The sequence below is a fragment of the Pseudomonas cimarronensis genome (assembly GCF_049331905.1).
Classification (GTDB): Bacteria; Pseudomonadota; Gammaproteobacteria; order Pseudomonadales; family Pseudomonadaceae; genus Aquipseudomonas.
Map to the genome: position 1 here is coordinate 1,635,014 of NZ_CP186283.1, position 19,849 is coordinate 1,654,862.

The following is a 19,849-nucleotide window of genomic DNA, read 5'->3' on the forward strand; positions in this document are numbered from 1 at the left end:
GTGCCCGTCGGGTTAGTCGCGCATCTTCTTCACGGGCACTGCCTGGCCATTTTCGACGCGCGTCAGGTACACCGCTTCGGAGCCCTGGTGGTCGGTGCGCGAGAAGGTGACCTGGAAACCACCGAAATCGGTATTTATGTGTTCCAGCGCTTCGATAAAGCCCTCACGGGTTGGCGCTGTACCCGCATCACGTAGCGCCTGGACGAAGACCATTGCACCGATATAACCCTCCAGTGAGGCATGTCCCAGGTGCAGTGGGTTTACATCCTTGAGGTAGGCCTGCACCAGTGGCAATGCGCTGTCCTGCGGTGAGGGCACGACCTGGCTGATGTAGACGCCATCGGCATCGCTGCCGGCTTCGCGGATAAAGCCTTCGGTGCCGATAAAGGATACGGTGAGGAAGCGCGTGTTCAGGCCGACGGCCTTGGCCTGCTTGATTGCCGCGGTCAGTTGCCGGTAGGTGCCGACAAAGAACACCGCCTGTGGTTGGGCACTGTTCAGGGTGTTGATGGCGTCGGCTACATCCAGCGAGTTGCGCTGGATGCGCGCTTGCGCGTCGATCTGCAGGCCGCGCTTGAACAACGCGCCGCTCAGCCCACCCTTGACCGCTTCGCCGAAGGAGTCGTCCTGCATCAGCAGGGCGATACGCTGAACGCCGAGATCCTGGAGGGCATAGTCGACCAGTTGCTCGGTTTCCTCGATATACGAGGCGCGGATGTTGAACACCTCGGGTTTTGCCGGGGTGCGTAAAAATTCCGCGCCGGTAAAAGGGAACAGATAAGGCACCCGGCTTTGCTGGGCGATCGGCAGAGCGGCTCTGGACGTGGGGGTGCCGACATAGCCAAGCAGGGCAAACACTTCATGGGCCTGGATCAGCAGGCGGGTTTGCGCCGCCGTGCGGGCGGGTTCGTAGCCATCATCCTTGCTGATCAGCACCAGCTGGCGGCCATGCACACCGCCTGCGGCATTGACCCGTTGGAAATAGCTCAGGGCGCCGTGGTACATGCCCAGGCCAAGATCGGCGGCGGGGCCGCTCTGGGCATTGACCATTCCGACGCGGATTTCCGTCGCGTTTACCCCGTCTTCCGCTACGGCGCTAAAGGGCATTAGCAGGCTGCTGAGCATGAGGCCGTAAAGCCACTGGCGAAGCATCATCCGTGGTTTCCTTGAGCGCTGTGGCCGTTGCCGACGGTTGCGGTAGCCGGGTGGGTATCAGGTGCCGGGAACATCGGGAACATGATCATCTCTGGGGGCAGGAATCGATTGTCCATATAGATGGCCGCTAGTTCGCGCCAGAGGCGTTGGTGGTTGGCTCTGGTTGGTAGTAACCCTGCTGCAGGTTGTCGAAATAGGCCTGGTAGCGCCCTGTATCGCGGTAAAGCTGCAAGCGTTTGTTAAAGCGTGCGAGCAGCTCCGGGCTGCTTTCCAGGCTTTTCGGCAACATCAGGTAACTGCGGTTGACCAACAGCGGCTTTGGGTGGTGGGTGATTTTGGCCTGATCGGCAGGGCTGAAATGGCTGCGCAGTGCGGCATAACCGACGTTCATTTCCTGCGGATAGAGCACCACGCGCTCCTTGAGCAGTTTCTCGAAGTTCTGTTGGTCGCTGGAAACGCGTTCCATCTTTACCTTGTTCTCAGCGAGAAAGGCATCGAACTGCGGGCCGTAGCTGTATTCCAGGCCGCCGCCGAGGGTCATGCCAGTGAGGTCGTCAAAGGTCTGCCAGTCGAAGGGCAGGCTCTTCAGGTGGAAGAACACGAACTGCTCATCCAGCAGCGGTGCACTGAACAGGAAGTCCGCTTCACGTTCGGCTTTGTGCATCCACACGGCCGTGGCATCGAAGCGCCCGGCCGCCGCCGACGAATAGGCACGTGGCCAGGGCAAAAACTGGAAGCTGACGCGATACCCCTCATCGGCCAACAGGTCACTGATCAGGTGGGCGACTACGCCATTGTGCTTCAGGTTGCTGGCCAGGTAGGGCGGCCAGTCACCGACGCTGATCTTCAGTTCCGGCTGTTCGCTGGCCTGTGTGGGTAGCCCCAGCAGCAGACACACTGCGACGAACAGGTTTTTCCACTTCATTGAAACCCCTCGGTGACGGATGCGCCGACAATAGCCGCGTTTCATCAGGCAGTAATACCACTGTGCAGGGTGGCGGAACATCCCTTGTGGGCGGGTTGGCCTGTTTCCTGATCGTCGCATAAGCATAGTTGCTGCGCTGCAAAGCCCTACACTCTGTGCGTTATTTAGTGTGGTTTTATTGCGCATGGTCATGCTTGATCTCAAGCAAACCATGCGTCGAACTCGATGCTGCAGAGGGTCGGTGCGCAGAGCAGCAACAATATCGCGTTGTTTCAATAGCTCACGTAAACGACAGGCCGGCCTGGCCAGCGCTTTTTTATGGGCCAGCGGTTCCCCGCAGGCGTTCACCCCTTTAGAGTGCTGCAGCGCAATCGCGCAGGTATGGGGGGATGGCTGCACATGACCGTCTGGGTCGTTTCGATTCTGTTTGTCTTGACCTACCTGGGCATGGCCGCAGGGGGCATCCGTGGCCTGCGCGTTGATCGCAGCTGGATTGCCGGCTGCGCGGCCGTGTTGCTGCTGGTTAGCGGCGCGCAATCTCCAGCCGAGGCGGCCAGCCATCTGGATGCCGGAGCACTGCTGCTGTTGCTGGCGCTGATGCTGATCAGTGCGCAGTTCGACTTCTCCGGGGTGTACGCCTGGCTTAACCAGCAACTCAGCCACTATGCCGAGCAGCCGGCGCTGTTGCTGCTGGGGGTGGTGGGGTTGGGCGGTGTGCTGTCAGCGTTGCTGGTCAACGACATCGTTGCCTTCGCCCTGACCCCGCTGTTGTGCCATAGCCTGCTGGCCCGTGGCCTTGATCCACGGCCGTTTCTCCTGGCGTTGGCGCTTTCGTGCAATGCCGGCTCATCCGCCAGCCTGATCGGCAACCCGCAGAACATTCTGATCGGCCAAGCCGGTGGCCTGGATTTCTGGTCCTACACCTTTATCGCCGGCCCGCCCGCGCTGGCGGCATTGGCCATTACCTACGCGGTGATCTGGCTGCAATGGCGCAAGCGCTGGGGCACGGCCAAGCCGGCGGTACAGGCAGAGACTCCGGTGCAGCATATTTACGGTGTACGCAGTTATCTCAAACCCTTGCTGGCTAGCCTGGTGTTACTCGGGCTGTTTTCCACCAGTATGCCGCGCGAAATTTCCGCGCTGTTGATCGCGGTGCTGGTGATGGTGTCGCGGCGGGTGGACAGCCGCGACTATGTGCAGAAGGTCGACTGGAACCTGCTGCTGCTGTTTGCCGGGCTGTTTGTGGTCACTGGTGCGGCAATGGGCCTGCCGCAGGTGTCGGCTGCGGCCAGCCAGTTGGCAGATCTGGGTTTGCTGCCGCACGGGGTGATCACCCTGGCGAGCCTGTCGCTGCTGGCCGGCAACTTGATCGGCAATGTGCCTTATGTGATGTTGCTGCTGGGCGTATTGCCGGAGGCCAGCGAGTCTTTGCTGGTGGGCCTGGCGATCATGTCGACGCTGGCCGGCAACCTGCTGCTGATCGGCAGCGTGGTCAATCTGATCGTTGCCGAAAGCGCGCGGCGGCAGGGCGTGCCGCTGGGTTTTGTTGATTTTGCCCGCAGCGGCGTGCCGGTGACCTTGCTTAGCATGGGCGTGGCCGGGCTATGGCTGGCGTTGGGCGGCTGGCTGAGCTGGTAGGTGATGACGTTTTGCGTGCAGTGGGTAGGTTGGCGTTGAGCGCAGCGAAGCCCAACGTATAGCGGCATACCCGGTTGGGCTTCGTCGCGTGGCTCCTCAACCCAACCTACATTCGCCGTTTCATCGCGTAGCCAGCCTACGACCAGCGGGCGTTGCGCCAGGCTTGCTGCTGCTCCGGCGTCTGAAAGGTCCAGGCAACAAAGCGGCTCTGCTTCTGGCCTTGGGCCATTTCCACGGTTTGTACCTGCAGCGCGCCGGCCTTTTGCAGTGCGCTGTAAACGCCCGGCAGGTTGCCGGCTTTGGAGATCAGGCTGCTAAACCACAGCACCTGCTGGCCGACCTCGACACTCTCCTTGATGAGCTGGCTGACAAACGCCGCTTCACCGCCCTTGCACCACAGCTCTGCCGCCTGACCGCCGAAGTTCAGCACCGGTAGTTTGCGCTTGGGGTCGAGTTTGCCGAGGTTGCGCCATTTGCGTTTGCTGCCGCTACTGGCTTCTTCCGCACTGGCGTGGAAGGGTGGATTACACAGGGTCAGATCGAAACGCTCATCGGCATGCAGCAAGCCCTGAAAGATATGCGCGCTTTCGCGCTGCCGGCGCAACTCAATCGCTTCGCTCAAGCCTGGGTTGGACTGCACGATGGTTTTGGCCGAGGCGATGGCGCTGGCGGCAATGTCCGCGCCGAGAAACTGCCAGGCATATTCGCGGTGACCCAGCAGCGGGTAGATGCAGTTCGCCCCCACGCCAATATCCAGCGCACGCACCCTGGCCCCGCGCGGGATCTCGCCACCGTTGCTGGCTGCCAACAGGTCGGCCAGGTAATGCAGGTAATCGGCACGCCCCGGAATTGGCGGGCACAGGTAATCCGCCGGAATATCCCAATGCGTGATGCCATAGAACTGCTTGAGCAGCGCGTGATTGAACACCTTGACCGCCGCCGGGTTGGCGAAGTCGATGCTCTCATTGCCATAGGGGTTGATGATCACAAAGGCCGCCAGCTCCGGGCTGGCCTTGATCAGTGCGGGAAAGTCGTAACGGCCCTGGTGCTTGTTGCGCGGGTGCAGCTGGCCCTTGGCTGCATCAGGCTTGCCTGCAGCAGGTTTGCCAGGCGCAGGGCTGGGTTTGCGGTTGGGACGTTTCGGCGGCAAGGACATGGCAGGCGGGTCTAAGGCTCGGGGCGCGAGATTTTCCCACACTTGCTCCTCGCCCGCGATAAAACGCCGGCAGCCGGTTCAGGGGTAGCCAAGCACGGCCTTGATCTGAGCCAGGTTGGCGGCAATCCACTGCGGATTGATCGCGCCCCAGTCACGGATTTCATAGTGCCCAGCATTATTGCGCTCACCGCTTTGCTGGGTGAAGGCGCAGTCGATATCCAACTCGGCCAGGGCGTTCAGGGTGTCCTGGGCGGTGCGCCGGGGCATGCCGGTGGCATCCATCAAGGCGGGTACGTTGGTGGCGGTGCCGCTGTCGATCAGCCAGGCCACGTACAGGCGGCGGTAGAAGCTGCTGCGGGTTTTGCTGACATCCATGGGCGGGTACCTGGCGTGGTGCCGTGCGCCGGAGCGCACGGTTTGATTGAGGGTCAGCTCAGGGAAGCCATCGCGATATAGGTGGCGGCCCCGGAAATGTAGCCGAGGAAGGCCAGCAGACTGATCTTCTTCAGGTACCAGATAAAGTTGATCTTCTCCATGCCCATCGCCGCCACCCCTGCAGCGGAGCCAATGATCAAACAGCTGCCGCCGGTGCCTGCGCAGTAAGCAAGCATTTCCCAGAAGGTGCCGTTGACCTGGAAGTTGCTCAGCCATGCGGTGTCGGCACCGGCCAGTGCCAGCGCCTCTGGGGTGACCAGTGGGTACATCTTCATGGCGCCGGCTACCAGCGGTACGTTATCGACCACCGATGACAGCAAGCCGATGGCGATATTGATCGCATACACATTGCCCAGACTTTCACGCAGCGCGACGGCAACCTGGGTCAGGTGGCCAGCGGTGGCCAGGCTGGAGACCGCCAGCAGGATGCCGAGGAAGAACAGTACGCTGGTGGTGTCGATGCGCCGCAGCACGCCAACCACCGACAGCGGGTGTTTGTCTTCATCGTTCTTGCCGCGGTGAATCACCTCGGTCACCACCCAGAGCACACCGAGGCCGAAGAGGATGCCCATATAGGGCGGCAGGTGGGTCACGGTCTTGAATACCGGCACGAACACCAGAGCGCCGATGCCCAGGGCAAACACCAGATTGCGTTCGAACGCTGTGGTCGGGTCGCGGCGTTCTTCATCCGACTCGCTGAGCTGAGGACGCTGGATTTCGCCCTTCATGGTCATGCTCAGCACCAGCAGCGGCACCAGCAGGCAGACCACGCTGGGGATAAACAGATTGACGATGATGCTGCTGGTGGTGACCTGGTTACCGATCCACAGCATGGTGGTGGTCACGTCACCAATTGGCGACCAGGCGCCGCCGGCGTTGGCGGCGATGACCACGATACCGACGTAGAACCAGCGCTCTTTCTGATCCGCCACCAGTTTGCGCAGCAGCGAAACCATGACGATGGTGGTGGTCAGGTTGTCCAGCACGGCCGAGAGGAAGAAGGTGATCAGCGCCACCACCCAGAGCAGGGTGACGCGCTTGTTGGTGCGGATGCGGTCGGTGATGACCTTGAAACCTTCATGAGCATCGATCAGCTCGACGATGGTCATGGCGCCCATCAGGAAGAACAGAATCTCGGAGATTTCCCCCAGATGATGGCGCAGCTCTTCGGTGACGTGATGGTCATTACCACTGGCGCCGGCGGTGGCGGCGCCGATCAGCGGCAGAATGCTGTCCGCGCCGAGTACCAGCAAGGTCCAGCAGATCACTGCGGTGAGGATGGCCGACGCGGCTTTATCGATTTTCAGCGGGTGTTCGAGGGCGATGCACAGGTAACCGAGGACGAAGATCAATGCCATCAACGCATACATGGTCAGAATTCCATTTGCAGGGCTTTTTTATTGAATTAGAGGTGCCGGAGGCTTTTGATGCGTCAACGAAGATGCCTGAAATGCTCGGAAATTGGGAGGGTATTTATCGCCAGCGAGCCGGCCTGCGACCTGCGCAGACGTTTTCTGACTGGTGGGTTAGCGCTGACGCGCCCGAACTGCGCGGGATACGCAGTCGCGGGCGGGTTTTGACTCAGGCCTGCGACAGGTCGTCGCGTTCGGCCTGGGCAGGCATGATGGCCTGCGGCGGGAAGATAAAGGCCAGGGTGATGGCCAATAGCGGCATCAACAAGTTGAAGAAGCAGTACGGCAGGTAACTCAGGGTCGCCACCCCCAGAGTGGCGGCCATGTAGGCGCCGCAGGTGTTCCACGGCACCAGTACCGAGGTCAGGGTGCCGCCGTCTTCCAGGGCGCGCGACAGGTTGATCGGTGCCAGCCCGCGTTTTTCATACTCGGCGCGGTACATGCGGCCCGGCAGGACCAGGGCGATGTACTGGTCGGCGGTGATGATGTTGGTGCCAATGGTGGTGGCAATGGTGCTCGCGATCAGGCTGCTGGTGCTTTTTGCCAGGTGCAGGGTGCTTTGCAGCAGACGTTGCAGCAGGCCGAGTTTTTCCAGCACACCGCCAAAGCACATGGCGCAGATGATCAGCCATACGGTGGTGAGCATGCTGGCCATGCCGCCCTTGGACAGCAGGCCGTCCAGTGCCGGATTGCCGCTGCTGGATTCATAACCGGCGAACAGCGCCGTCCACACGGTTTTCAGCGGCGCCAGGCTGCCGGCCGCCGGATCGGCCAAGCGCGCCATCACCTCGGGCTGAAACACCACGGCAAACACACCGCCGAGCAGCGCCGCGACAAACACCGCTGGAAAGGCTGCCCACTGGCGCACCGCGAGAAACAGCAGCAGGGCTACTGGCAGTAGCAGGTGCCAGCCCAGGCTGAACTGCGCTTCCAGCGCCTGCAGCACCTCGGCGATGCGCGCGGTGTCATGGCTGGCACTGGCTTGCTGGCCGAGGGCGAAGAAAATCACCAGGGCAATCAACAAGGCCGGCACCGTGGTACGCAGCATCAGACGGATATGCGCAAACAGGTCCGCCCCGGCTGCAGCTGGGGCCAGGTTGGTGGTGTCTGACAGCGGCGAGAGTTTGTCGCCAAAGTAGGCACCGGAAATGATCGCCCCGGCGGTAATCGCCGGATCCAGGCCCAAACCGGCGGCCACGCCCATCAGGCCGATGCCCAGGGTGCCGGCCACCGTCCATGAGCTGCCGATGGACAGTGCGGTGAGGGCGCAGATCAGGCAGCTGGTGACGTAGAAGTACTCCGCCGAAATCAGCTTGAGGCCGAGCCAGATCATGGTCGGCACGGTGCCGGCAAGAATCCAGGTGCCGATCAGCGCGCCGACCGCCAGCAGAATCAGATTGGCCTTCATCGCCATATGGATGCCGGCAAGGATGCCTTCCTCGATCTGCGCCCACTGCAGGCCATTTTTCAGGCCGACCAGGCCGGCGACAAAGGCCGCGCTCATCAGCGCGATCTGGTTCGGCCCGCTGGAGGAGCTGTCGCCATACAGGTAAACGGAAAGGCCCAGCAGCAGCACCAGCACGCCAATCGGCAGCAGGGCATCGAGCAGGGAAGGGGAGCGTGTATCAGTCATGGGTGTACCGGTCGATCAGGTGAACCGTGGGAGTCGCTTCAGCGGCGACAGTCGCGGCTACGACTGCATGGATGCAGGAGGTAGAGCGAAGCAGGACGCCAGAGCCGAAAGCCCCTCCTACAAAAAACGAAACCCGCGCCGGTAAGGGCGCGGGCTGCGGGTGTTGCGGGGGTATCAGAGCGCGGCGATTTTGCCGCGCTGCTCAACCATCTTGCTCAGGGCTTGCTCGGCTTCGGCCAGCTTGGCGCGCTCTTTATCGAGCACTTCAGCCGGCGCCTTGGCGACGAAGCCTTCGTTGGCGAGCTTGCCGCCAACGCGCTGCACTTCGCCTTGCAGGCGCTGGATTTCCTTGTCCAGACGCGCCAGTTCGGCGTCCTTGTCGATCAGGCCGGCCATCGGCACCAGTACCTGCATCTCGCCGACCAGAGCGGTGGCAGACATCGGCGCTTCTTCGGAGGCTTCCAGCACGCGCACCGATTCCAGCTTGGCCAGCTTGTTCAGCAGCGGCTCGAAGTCGGCCAGGCGGCGCAGGTCTTCGGCACTGGCGTTGGCGACGATGATGTCGATGCGCTTGGCCATGGAGATTTTCATCTCGCCGCGGATCTGGCGTACGCCGAGCATCAGCTGCTTGACCCACTCGATGTCGCCTTCGGCAGCGGCGTCGATTCGCTCCTCGGCTGCTACCGGCCAGGGCTGCAGCATAAGGGTGGCGCCATCCTTGCCTGCCTGGCCCTTGATGCGCTGCCAGATTTCTTCGGTGATAAAGGGCATGAACGGGTGAGCCAGGCGCAGGATCACTTCCAGCACGCGCACCAGGGTACGGCGAGTGCCGCGTTGGCGCTCGATCGGAGCGTTTTCGTCCCACAGCACCGGTTTGACCAGCTCCAGATACCAGGCGCAGTACTCGTCCCAGATAAACTCGTACAGCGCTTGCGCCGCCAGGTCGAAGCGGAAGGCGTCGAGGTGGCGGGTGACGTCCTGCTCACAGCGCTGCAGGGCGGATATGATCCAGCGATCTACAGGGGAGAGATCGACCGCCTCGCCATTGATGCCGGTGTCCTGGCCATCGGTGTTCTCGATGACGAAGTTGGCGGCGTTCCACAGCTTGTTGCAGAAGTTGCGGTAGCCCTCGACGCGGCCCATGTCGAACTTGATGTCGCGACCGGTGGAGGCCAGCGCCAGGTTGGTGAAGCGCAGGGCGTCGGTGCCGTAGGCGGCAATGCCTTCGGGGAACTCGGCGCGGGTCTGCTTGGCGATCTTCTCGGCCAGCTTGGGCTGCATCATGCCGCTGGTGCGTTTCTCCAGCAGGGCGTCCAGTTCGATGCCGTCGACGATGTCCAGCGGGTCGAGCACGTTGCCCTTGGACTTGGACATCTTCTGGCCCTGGCCGTCGCGCACCAGGCCGTGCACGTACACGGTCTTGAACGGGATCTGCCCGGTCAGGTGGGTGGACAGCATGATCATCCGGGCGACCCAGAAGAAGATGATGTCGAAGCCGGTGACCAGCACGTCGGTAGGGTGGAAGGTCTTGAGGAAGTCGGTCTGCTGCGGCCAGCCGAGGGTGGAGAAGGTCCACAGGCCGGAGCTGAACCAGGTGTCCAGCACGTCTTCGTCCTGGCGCAGGTTGGCATCGCCGAGGTTGTGCTTGGCGCGTACTTCCGCCTCGTCACGGCCGACGTAGACGTTGCCGGCATCGTCGTACCAGGCCGGGATGCGGTGGCCCCACCACAGCTGACGGCTGATGCACCAGTCCTGGATGTCGCGCATCCAGCTGAAGTACATGTTCTCGTACTGCTTGGGCACGAACTGAATCTCGCCGCTCTCGACCACGGCGATGGCTTTTTCGGCCAGCGGTTTGGTGGAGACGTACCACTGGTCGGTCAGCCACGGCTCGATGACGGTGCCAGAGCGGTCGCCTTTCGGCACTTTCAGGGCGTGGTCGTCGATGCTTTCCAGTAGGCCGGCGGCTTCGAAGGCAGCAACGATCTGCTTGCGCGCGACGAAGCGGTCGAGGCCGGCGTATTCGGCCGGCAGGCTGCCGTCGATTTCGCTGTTGACGCTGCCGTCGATGTTGAACACCTGGGCCTTGGCGAGCACCTGGGCGTCCTTGTCGAAGATGTTGATCAGCGGCAGGTTGTGGCGCTTGCCGACTTCATAGTCGTTGAAGTCGTGGGCCGGGGTGATCTTCACGCAGCCGGTGCCGAACTCGGGATCGCAGTAGTCGTCGGCGATGATCGGGATGCGGCGACCCACCAGCGGCAGCTCGATGTAGCTGCCGATCAGCGCCTTGTAGCGCTCGTCTTCCGGGTGCACGGCCACGGCGGAGTCGCCGAGCATGGTTTCCGGGCGGGTGGTGGCGACGATCAGGTAGTCCAGGCCCTCGGCGGTCTTCTTGCCGTCGGCCAGGGGGTAACGCAGGTTCCACAGGTGGCCCTTCTCGTCGTGGTTTTCCACTTCGAGGTCGGAAATCGCGGTGTGGAACTTGGTATCCCAGTTGACCAGGCGCTTGCCGCGGTAGATCAGACCGTCCTGGTGCAGGCGCACAAAGGCTTCCTTCACCGCTTCGGACAGGCCTTCGTCCATGGTGAAGCGCTCGCGCGACCAGTCCACCGAGGAGCCCAGGCGGCGGATCTGCCGGGTGATGGTACCGCCGGACTGTTCCTTCCACTCCCAGACCTTCTCCAGGAACTTCTCGCGACCCAGGTCGTGGCGGCCAATGCCCTCGGCGGCCAGCTGGCGCTCGACCACCATCTGGGTGGCGATGCCCGCGTGGTCGGTGCCCGGCTGCCACAGGGTGTTGCGGCCCTGCATGCGGCGGAAGCGGATCAGACAGTCCATGATCGAGTTGTTGAAGCCGTGGCCCATGTGCAGGCTGCCGGTGACGTTCGGCGGCGGGATCATGATGGTGTAGGGCTCGCCGGAACCTTGCGGGGCGAAGTAGTTGTTCGCCTCCCAGTTCTGGTACAGGGCGGTTTCAATGGCGTGCGGCTGGTAGGTCTTGTCCATGCGCGGCGGGACCCTTATGACGGCTAGACGGAAAAGCCGGCAAGTATAGCGGGGAAGGCTGGTCAGGCGTAAGGGCGCGCGTTGTGTGGCTGACTGATGGGTGTCCGCGTGGTTACGGTCGGCGCGGAGGTAGTAGGCGACTTAGGCGCGCATCCAGGCGGCGTTTCAGTTCGGCCTCGATCTGCGGTACGAAATCGTCGATCACATCCTGCAGAATCAGCTGGGCGGCGGCGCGCAGTTCGCTGTCTAGGCGGTTCAGTTCGCTGTCGCGGCTAACGCTCTGGCTGACAGTTTCACGCAGGGTTTGCGCAATCGCTGGCTTGGGCGCAGGTGCTGGTGCGGCGGCCAAGGGCGGCGGGGTGACGATCTCTGAAAGCAGGGGGATGCTGTCTGGGTCGAGCGAATCTATCAGCAGCGGTGGTTCGAGGTTTTCATCGCCCAGCAGTTGGCGGATCGACTCCAGGTCGTTCAGCAGTTGAGCGGGTTTTTGCGGCGGTTTTGGGGTGTCCATGGTGTGCAACTAGAGTTCGACTCGTTTGGGATCATACCCGCGTTGCCGGTAGCTGCGGAAATTCTCCCGGCAGGCGGTCAGCAGATCGAGTTCCTGGTTGACGATTTCAATCACCCGACTGAAGTGCTCGACTTGCGGTGACAGCGTGCTGCCCAGGTTAATCAGCACGCCCTGCGCGCGTGCAGGTTCCTCATCCAGGCCAATGACCACTGGGGCTTGGGCGTCTTCTTCGTAGAGGCTGTGCGGCACAAAGCTTTCCGCTTTGAAGCGCCACAGCAGTTCATCCACCTCGCTGCACTGCGCTGCATTGCTGCCGCGCAGAAACACCGGCAGGCCGGCGCGCCAGGCTTTCATCGCCAACTGGCAGGCCGCACGCAGGCGGTCGGCCGGGATGGCGGAAGAAAGGACGTAAAACTCTATTCGGGGCATTGCGATTCCGCGTATGGAAAGGTGTAGCCCGGATGCAGTCCGGGCTACAGGGTGGTCAGGCCTTGGCGCGATCCAGCAGGTATTGGGTCAGCATTGGCACCGGACGACCGGTTGCGCCTTTGTCTTTACCGCCGCTGATCCAGGCCGTACCGGCGATATCCAGGTGCGCCCAGCGGAAGTTCTTGGCAAAGCGCGAGAGGAAGCAGCCCGCGGTGATGGTGCCAGCTTTCGGCCCGCCGATATTGGCGATGTCGGCAAACGGGCTATCCAGCTGTTCCTGGTACTCGTCATACAGCGGCAGCTGCCAGGCGCGGTCGTCGGCGCTCAGGCCGGCACCGAGAATCTGCTGCACCAGTTCGTCGTTATTGCCCATCAGGCCAGAGACATTGCTGCCCAGGGCGACGATGCAGGCGCCGGTGAGGGTAGCGATGTCGATGACTGCTTGCGGCTTGAAGCGCTCGGCGTAGGTCAGGGTGTCGCACAGCACCAGACGGCCTTCGGCGTCGGTGTTGAGGATTTCCACGGTCTGCCCGCTCATGGTGGTGACGATGTCGCCGGGGCGAGTCGCGCCGCCACTCGGCATGTTCTCGGCACAGGCCAGCAGGCACACCAGGTTGATTGGCAGTTGCAGTTCCAGTACGGCTTTAAGGGTGCCGAATACGCTGGCCGCACCGCACATGTCGTACTTCATTTCATCCATGCCAGCGGCTGGCTTGATGCTGATGCCGCCGGTGTCGAAGGTGATGCCTTTGCCGACCAGGGCGTAGGGCTTCTCGGTTTTCTTGCCGCCCTGGTAGTGCATGACGATCATGCGTGGCGGCTGGTCGCTGCCCTGGGCCACGGCAAGGAAGGCGCCTGCGCCGAGTTCCTTGAGTTTTTTCTCATCAAGGATTTCGACTTTCAGATTTTTGTAGGCCTTGCCCAGGTTCTTCGCTTCTTCAGCGAGATAGCTCGGGTGGCAGAGATTCGGCGGCAGGTTGCCGAGGTCCTTGGTAAAGGCCATGCCGGCGGCAATCGCTTGGGCGTGCGTACTGGCGCGCTCGGCATCGGCCAGGCAGGCTTTCTCAGTCAGCAGGGTGAGCTTTTTCAGCGCGCCGGCTTCGGCCTTCTGGCTTTTGAAACGGTCGAAGCAGTAGCCAGCATCGGCCAGGCTTTCCACCATCAGGCGGGTTTTGCCGTAGGCGTCGCGGCCTTTGACCTGCAGCTCGTCGAGCGCGAGTACTGCGTCGCTGCCGCCGAGGTTTTTCAGGCTGCTGTAAACGGCTGTGATCAATTTGCGCAGTTGGCGGTCAGACAGTTCGCTGTCTTTACCGGTGCCGACCAGCAGCACGCGTTCGGCTTTCAGGTTCGGCAGGTTGTGTACCAGCAGGGTCTGACCGACCTTGCCGGCCAGGTCGCCGCGCTTGAGCAGGGCGCTGATCGCGCCAGCGCTGGCGGTGTCGATGGCCTTGGCGGTTTCGCCGAGTTTTTTGCCCTCAGCAACAGGGATAACCAGGGTGGCGGTTTTTAGTGTTTCTGGGCGGGCGCTTTTAACAATAAATTCCATTACGTGGTGTCCCCAAGACAAGGCGTCACTATTGCAGGATAATGCCGGCTATTTTTCGATGGTTCGCCAGTTGGGCGAGCCGGCAAGCAGTGCGGCTAGTTTGATCGTAGCCGCCTGAGCCTGACAACCCTGGAGTGTCTGGTTTGATCGTCTTCCGTTATCTGTCCCGTGAAGTGTTGTTGACCCTGAGTGCCGTGAGCGCGGTGCTGTTGGTCATCATTATGAGTGGCCGTTTTATCCGTTATCTGGCCCAGGCGGCGCAGGGTCTGCTCGATCCTGGGGTGCTGCTGCTGATCATGGCCTATCGAATTCCCGGCTTTCTGCAGCTGATTTTGCCGCTGGGACTGTTTCTCGGCATTCTCCTGGCCTACGGGCGGATGTACCTCGACAGTGAGATGACTGTGCTGTCAGCCACTGGTATGAGCCAGCAGCGTCTGTTCGCCTACAGCCTGGCACCTGCTGCGATTATTGCTCTGTTGGCTGGCTGGTTGAGCCTGGGATTGGCGCCGCAGGGCGTTGAGCATGTGGCACGGATTCTCAACCAGCAAAGCGCTATGACTGAACTGGATACCCTGGTGCCCGGGCGTTTCCAGTCGATGAAAAATGGCGCAAGAGTGACTTATACCGAGGAGTTGTCCGAGGATCGTGGCTCCTTGGGTGGCGTGTTCATTTCCGAGAAACAACTCTCGAGTAAAGGCGACAAAGAGCGCGGAATTTCTGTGCTCGTGGCTGAGTCAGGCCATCAGGAAATTCAGCCGGACGGCAGTCGTTACTTGATTCTGGAAAACGGCTATCGCTATGACGGTAACCCCGGTCAGGCGGATTACCGTGCCATCAAGTACGAAACCTATGGGGTGCTGCTGCCCAAGCCCGAGGTGGCTACCGATGTCACGGACCGCGAAGCCATTCCGACCCGTGAGTTGATTGGCAGTGATCAGTCGCGTTTGAAGTCTGAGCTGCAATGGCGTCTGTCCATTCCCATTCTGGTTTTTGTGGTCACCTTGCTGGCTGTGCCGCTGTCACGGGTTAATCCGCGGCAGGGACGGTTTCTCAAATTACTGCCGGCCATTCTGCTGTACATGGCGTATTTGGCGTTGCTGATCGCAGCGCGTGGCGCTCTGGATAGCGGGAAAATTCCAGCGCTACTTGGTCTGTGGTGGGTGCATGGGGTGTTTGTGTTGATTGGGCTGTTGCTGCTGTATTGGGAGCCGTTGCGCTTGCGTTGGGCTGCTCGCCGTGCCGCGCAGGAGGTGGCCCGTGGTTAAGTTGGATCGCTACATCGGCGCGCAGGTGTTTGTCGCCATTCTCGGGGTGCTGGGCATTATTGTTGGGCTGGCCCTGCTGTTTGCTTTTATTGATGAATTGGGCGACGTCGAAGGGGGCTATAGCCTGCTTGATGCGCTGTGGTATGTGCTGCTGACTGCGCCGCGCCGTCTGTATGAAATGCTGCCGATGGCGGCGCTGATTGGTTGTCTGATCGGGCTGGGTTCGCTGGCCAGCAACAGTGAGCTGACCATCATGCGGGCGGCCGGGGTGTCGATCGGTCGGATTGTCTGGGCGGTGATGAAGCCCATGATGGTGCTGATGCTGGCTGGCGTGCTGATCGGTGAGTACCTCGCGCCTTATACCGAAAATCAGGCCCAGGCCAGTCGTGCCATGGCGCAGGGCGCAGGCGAGGCGCAAACAGCCAAGCGCGGCCTGTGGCATCGCCAGGGGCAGGAATATGTGCACATCAATGCTGTGCAGCCCAATGGTGTGCTGTTCGGCGTGACCCGTTATCGGTTTGATGAGCACAAGCGCATGCTGTCCTCCAGCTTTGCGCGGCGCGCTCAGTACGAAGGTGGTTATTGGCAGCTGGAAGACGTGGCCACTACGCATTTTCATGAGCGCAGCAGTGAAGTCGTCCGGCAGGAGCGGGAGCGCTGGGATGTTGAACTGACGCCGCAACTTCTGGGTACCGTGGTGTTGGCCCCTGATGCGCTGTCGATTACTGGGCTGTGGAATTACATTCACTATCTGGCCGAGCAGGGGTTGAATAACAGTCAGTACTGGCTGTCGTTCTGGACCAAGGTGTTGCAGCCGCTGGTGACAGCTGCTCTGGTGCTGATGGCCATTTCCTTTATCTTCGGGCCATTGCGCTCGGTGACCCTTGGTCAGCGTGTATTTACCGGGGTGCTGGTCGGTTTTGTGTTCCGCATTGCTCAAGACCTGCTCGGTCCCTCGAGCCTGGTGTTCGGTTTCTCCCCGCTCTTGGCGGTGCTGATTCCGGCTGGTATCTGTGCCTTGGCGGGTGTCTGGTTGCTGCGTCGAGCGGGCTGATCAGATGTAAAAAAACGGCGCATGCACTGCTGCATGCGCCGGTTTTTGTGCGCGCTCGCTACTTCTTGTGGATATTTTTCGGCAGTTGGACAACCTGACTTTCCGAGTAGATGTCATGCCAACTGCGTTTCTCTTTGTCCCAGAGCACCCAGAAAAAGCCCAGGCCACACAGCAGCCAGGAGCCAATCGCGACCAGAAAACGCAGCAGTGCTTGCCATAGGCTGATTGCTGTACCGTCCGCGTTCTGGATGCGCAGGCCCCAGACCTGCATGCCCAGTGTCTGGCCGTTGTGCGTCCAGAACTTGGCGAAGAAGCCGAACAGGCTGAGAAACAGCATAGTCGAGAGCAGTGGGTCGCCATCCAGTGCGCCAGCATCGGACATCTGCTTGAGCTGAGCTTCGCCATAGAAGCCCATCAGAATCAGCTTGTAGATAAAAGTCACCACTATCAGCAGTGCCACGCACAGCAGAAAGTCATAGAACATGGCGGCAAAACGTCGGATCAGTCCGGCGCTGGGGAAATCACCCTGCGGGCGCAGCAGGTGGTTGGGCATAGTCGGCTCTTTACTCAATCGGCTGGCGGGATGGCGGCAAACAATACGGTATGGCGGGCGTCGGGGGTATCTTGCCTGCGGGTGGGTATTGCAGCGACTTTCGCGCTCATAAAAAAACCCCTGATGCTGCCATCAGGGGTTCTTCGAAGCGGCAGGATTACTCCTGGATTTGCACTTCGTCAGCCTGCATGCCTTTTTGGCCCTGCACGGCGATAAAGCTGACTTTCTGACCTTCTTTCAGGCTCTTGAAGCCGTTGCCTTGGATCGCGCGGAAGTGCACGAACAGATCCGGACCGCTTTCAGGAGTGATAAAACCAAAACCTTTTTCGTCGTTAAACCACTTGACGGTACCGTTCTGACGATTCGACATGTTGTATTTCCTTGAAACTAGAGTTGATGACAGCCACTACTCAAGATGAGGGGCTGATACTGGTTGCAAGGAGTAATGCGACGTCGAGCGGGATGTAGCGGATCACGATGATCTACTGCACCAGGTCACGATTTTCGGCGACCCATGCAAACACAGTGCGAAGACTCTACGCTAACTTTCGCGCAAATGCCAACCCCTGCCAAAGCATGAAAACGCCGGGCTTTGGCTGGTTTTTACGTGATTGCCTCTGGTCTATTTCCTGCGTCTGAAATACTGTGTGCGAGGGTGTGAAGGCGGGTATACAGTTTGCCGTGGTTTTTCTTCGGGCAATAAAAAAGGCCTTGATAATCAAGGCCTTTTTTCGAATCTATGGTGCCCCGGGGGAGACTCGAACTCCCACTTCTTTCGAAAACGGATTTTGAATCCGCCGCGTCTACCGGTTCCGCCACCGGGGCACAATGGCGGCGCAGTATAGGGATGGTGTTGGGGTTGGTCAATCCACTTGCGTGGTCAGCATGCACGATTTCCGGTAAGCTTTGCCGCCCTGCTAGACGACCCCCTTCCGACCATGCGTGTTGCCGACTTCAATTTCGAGCTGCCTGATGCTCTGATTGCCCGCCATCCCCTTGCCGAACGTCGTGCCAGCCGTTTGCTGGTGCTCGATGGGCCGACGGGTGAGCTGGCGCATAAACAGTTCAGTGATCTGCTGGATTACCTGCGCCCTGGCGATCTGATGGTGTTCAACAATACCCGAGTGATTCCGGCGCGGCTGTTCGGCCAGAAGGCGTCGGGCGGTAAGCTGGAGATTCTGGTCGAGCGCGTGCTGGATGCTCACCGCGTGCTGGCTCACGTGCGTTCGAGCAAGTCGCCGAAGCCGGGTTCGAGCATTCTGATTGACGGTGGTGGCGAGGCCGAGATGGTGGCGCGCCATGACGCGCTGTTCGAGCTGCGCTTTGCCGAAGAAGTGCTGCCGCTGCTGGAGCGGGTCGGGCATATGCCGTTACCGCCCTATATTGATCGGCCGGATGAGCAGGCCGACCGCGAGCGCTACCAGACGGTGTATGCCGACCGCGCCGGCGCTGTCGCGGCGCCTACCGCCGGGCTGCATTTTGATCAGCAGTTGCTCGCGGCAATTGCCGAGAAGGGGGTTGAGCAGGCTTTCGTCACCCTGCATGTCGGTGCTGGCACCTTTCAGCCGGTGCGGGTCGAGCGCATCGAAGACCACCATATGCACAGCGAATGGCTGGAAGTCAGCCAGGATGTGGTCGATGCCGTGGCCGCTTGTCGTGCGCGTGGCGGTCGGGTGATTGCCGTCGGCACTACAAGCGTGCGTTCGCTGGAAAGCGCCGCGCGCGATGGTGTGCTCAAGGCCTTCAGTGGCGACACTGACATCTTTATCTACCCAGGCCGGCCGCTGCATGTGGTCGATGCGCTGGTGACCAATTTCCATTTGCCGGAATCGACCTTGCTGATGCTGGTGTCGGCGTTTGCCGGTTACCCGGAAACCATGGCGGCCTATCAGGCGGCGATTGCCGGTGAATATCGTTTTTTCAGTTACGGTGATGCCATGTTTATCACCCGCAACCCCGCACCGCGCGGGCCAGAGGAACAGCTATGACGCGCACCTGCCGCATGTCTTTCGAATTGTTGGCGACCGAGGGCAAGGCGCGCCGTGGTCGGCTGACCTTTCCGCGCGGCGTGGTGGAAACCCCGGCGTTTATGCCAGTGGGCACCTATGGCACGGTCAAGGGCATGCTGCCGCGTGATATTGAGGCGATTGGTGCGCAGATCATCCTCGGCAATACCTTCCACCTGTGGCTGCGTCCCGGCACTGAGGTGATCAAGAAGCACGGCGACCTGCATGACTTTATGCAATGGCAGGGGCCAATCCTTACCGACTCCGGCGGCTTCCAGGTGTTCAGCCTCGGCGCCATGCGCAAGATCAAGGAGGAGGGCGTGTACTTTGCCTCGCCGGTGGATGGCGCCAAGGTGTTTATGGGGCCGGAAGAGTCGATGCAGGTGCAGCGCGATCTTGGCTCGGACATCGTGATGATTTTCGACGAGTGCACGCCGTATCCGGCTGAGTTTGATGTGGCCAAGCGCTCGATGGAGTTGTCGCTGCGCTGGGCCAAGCGCTCGAAAGAGGCGCATGGCGAGAGCACGGCGGCGCTGTTCGGCATCGTTCAGGGCGGCATGCACGAGGAATTGCGCAAGGTTTCGCTGGATGGTCTGGAGCAGATCGGCTTTGACGGTTACGCCATTGGCGGCCTGTCGGTCGGCGAGCCGAAAGAAGAAATGATCAAGGTGCTGGATTACCTGCCGCCGCAGTTGCCGGCCGATAAGCCGCGCTACCTGATGGGCGTCGGCAAGCCGGAGGATCTGGTCGAAGGTGTGCGTCGTGGCGTGGACATGTTCGACTGCGTAATGCCGACTCGCAATGCGCGCAACGGCCACCTGTTTGTCGATACCGGGGTGCTGAAGATCCGCAATGCATTCCATAAGCATGACGAGTCGCCGCTGGATCCGACCTGCGACTGTTACACCTGCAAACATTTCTCCCGCGCCTATCTGCATCATCTGGATAAATGCGGCGAAATGCTGGGTAGCATGCTCAATACAATCCACAACTTACGGCATTATCAGGTGCTTATGGCTGGTTTGCGCGAGGCTATTCAACAGGGTACATTGGCCGCCTTTGTCGATGCCTTCTATGCCAAGCGCGGGCTGCCAACGCCGCCTCTGGATTGATTCCCAACCTTTG

The 19,849-nt window shown here is 60.9% G+C and carries 17 protein-coding genes and 1 tRNA gene; 5 read left to right on the forward strand and 13 right to left on the reverse strand.

Annotated features, from left to right (window positions below; translation table 11 throughout):
* Window positions 1-12: 12 nt before the first annotated feature.
* Window positions 13-1,155 (reverse strand): ABC transporter substrate-binding protein, encoded by a 1,143-nt coding sequence (locus ACOCLD_RS07575; RefSeq protein WP_422911437.1) that lies wholly within the window; start codon window positions 1,153-1,155, stop codon window positions 13-15.
* Window positions 1,156-1,282: 127 nt separating this feature from the next.
* Window positions 1,283-2,080: a substrate-binding periplasmic protein gene (locus ACOCLD_RS07580; protein ID WP_422911438.1), complete on the reverse strand. Its 798-nt coding sequence runs from the start codon at window positions 2,078-2,080 to the stop codon at window positions 1,283-1,285.
* Between the two features lie 399 nt (window positions 2,081-2,479).
* Here ACOCLD_RS07580 and ACOCLD_RS07585 point away from each other — a divergent pair, with 399 nt between their 5' ends.
* Window positions 2,480-3,718: an SLC13 family permease gene (locus tag ACOCLD_RS07585; RefSeq protein ID WP_422911439.1), complete on the forward strand. Its 1,239-nt coding sequence runs from the start codon at window positions 2,480-2,482 to the stop codon at window positions 3,716-3,718.
* 136 nt (window positions 3,719-3,854) lie between these two features.
* On the opposite strand, the gene rlmF is transcribed toward ACOCLD_RS07585, so the two are convergent.
* From rlmF to ACOCLD_RS07625, 8 genes are all read right to left on the reverse strand, one after another.
* The gene (gene rlmF / locus ACOCLD_RS07590) at window positions 3,855-4,874 is read right to left on the reverse strand and encodes a 23S rRNA (adenine(1618)-N(6))-methyltransferase RlmF (RefSeq protein ID WP_422911440.1); all 1,020 of its coding nucleotides are present in this window, start codon (window positions 4,872-4,874) and stop codon (window positions 3,855-3,857) included.
* Between the two features lie 78 nt (window positions 4,875-4,952).
* Window positions 4,953-5,249, reverse strand: a complete 297-nt coding sequence (locus ACOCLD_RS07595; protein ID WP_422911441.1) for a winged helix-turn-helix domain-containing protein — start codon at window positions 5,247-5,249, stop codon at window positions 4,953-4,955.
* Between the two features lie 53 nt (window positions 5,250-5,302).
* Window positions 5,303-6,679 carry a sodium:proton antiporter NhaD gene (gene nhaD, locus ACOCLD_RS07600; RefSeq protein WP_257777273.1) on the reverse strand — a complete coding sequence of 459 codons (1,377 nt, stop codon included), beginning with the start codon at window positions 6,677-6,679 and terminating at the stop codon, window positions 5,303-5,305.
* A gap of 211 nt (window positions 6,680-6,890) precedes the next feature.
* Complete coding sequence (nhaC, locus tag ACOCLD_RS07605) at window positions 6,891-8,354, reverse strand: Na+/H+ antiporter NhaC (RefSeq protein WP_422911442.1); 1,464 nt, start codon at window positions 8,352-8,354, stop codon at window positions 6,891-6,893.
* Between the two features lie 174 nt (window positions 8,355-8,528).
* Window positions 8,529-11,360, reverse strand: coding sequence for a valine--tRNA ligase (locus tag ACOCLD_RS07610; RefSeq protein ID WP_422911443.1), 2,832 nt, complete (start codon window positions 11,358-11,360; stop codon window positions 8,529-8,531).
* 112 nt (window positions 11,361-11,472) lie between these two features.
* Window positions 11,473-11,871 carry a DNA polymerase III subunit chi gene (locus tag ACOCLD_RS07615; protein WP_422911444.1) on the reverse strand — a complete coding sequence of 133 codons (399 nt, stop codon included), beginning with the start codon at window positions 11,869-11,871 and terminating at the stop codon, window positions 11,473-11,475.
* A 9-nt stretch (window positions 11,872-11,880) separates the two neighbouring features.
* A complete protein-coding gene (locus tag ACOCLD_RS07620; RefSeq protein WP_422911445.1) occupies window positions 11,881-12,300 on the reverse strand; it encodes a DNA polymerase III subunit chi in 420 nt (139 codons plus the stop codon).
* Between the two features lie 55 nt (window positions 12,301-12,355).
* The gene (locus ACOCLD_RS07625; RefSeq protein ID WP_422911446.1) at window positions 12,356-13,846 is read right to left on the reverse strand and encodes a leucyl aminopeptidase; all 1,491 of its coding nucleotides are present in this window, start codon (window positions 13,844-13,846) and stop codon (window positions 12,356-12,358) included.
* A 143-nt stretch (window positions 13,847-13,989) separates the two neighbouring features.
* Between ACOCLD_RS07625 and lptF the strand changes: the two genes are divergently transcribed.
* Complete coding sequence (lptF, locus tag ACOCLD_RS07630) at window positions 13,990-15,111, forward strand: LPS export ABC transporter permease LptF (protein WP_422911447.1); 1,122 nt, start codon at window positions 13,990-13,992, stop codon at window positions 15,109-15,111.
* Entirely contained in the window at window positions 15,104-16,165 is a 1,062-nt protein-coding gene (lptG, locus tag ACOCLD_RS07635) for an LPS export ABC transporter permease LptG (RefSeq protein ID WP_422911448.1), read from the forward strand. The genes lptF and lptG overlap by 8 nt, the downstream gene beginning before the upstream one ends.
* Window positions 16,166-16,223: 58 nt before the next feature.
* Here the strand turns inward: lptG and ACOCLD_RS07640 are convergent, their stop codons facing one another.
* From ACOCLD_RS07640 to ACOCLD_RS07650, 3 genes are all read right to left on the reverse strand, one after another.
* Window positions 16,224-16,718, reverse strand: coding sequence for an RDD family protein (locus ACOCLD_RS07640; RefSeq protein ID WP_422911449.1), 495 nt, complete (start codon window positions 16,716-16,718; stop codon window positions 16,224-16,226).
* Window positions 16,719-16,875: 157 nt separating this feature from the next.
* Entirely contained in the window at window positions 16,876-17,088 is a 213-nt protein-coding gene (locus tag ACOCLD_RS07645; protein ID WP_090248782.1) for a cold-shock protein, read from the reverse strand.
* A 370-nt stretch (window positions 17,089-17,458) separates the two neighbouring features.
* Window positions 17,459-17,543 (reverse strand) — tRNA-Leu (locus ACOCLD_RS07650).
* A gap of 113 nt (window positions 17,544-17,656) precedes the next feature.
* Between ACOCLD_RS07650 and queA the strand changes: the two genes are divergently transcribed.
* Both queA and tgt read left to right on the forward strand, forming a co-directional pair.
* Window positions 17,657-18,706 (forward strand): tRNA preQ1(34) S-adenosylmethionine ribosyltransferase-isomerase QueA, encoded by a 1,050-nt coding sequence (queA, locus tag ACOCLD_RS07655; protein WP_422911450.1) that lies wholly within the window; start codon window positions 17,657-17,659, stop codon window positions 18,704-18,706.
* A 14-nt stretch (window positions 18,707-18,720) separates the two neighbouring features.
* Complete coding sequence (tgt, locus tag ACOCLD_RS07660; protein WP_178124402.1) at window positions 18,721-19,836, forward strand: tRNA guanosine(34) transglycosylase Tgt; 1,116 nt, start codon at window positions 18,721-18,723, stop codon at window positions 19,834-19,836.
* The last annotated feature ends 13 nt before the right edge of the window (window positions 19,837-19,849 follow it).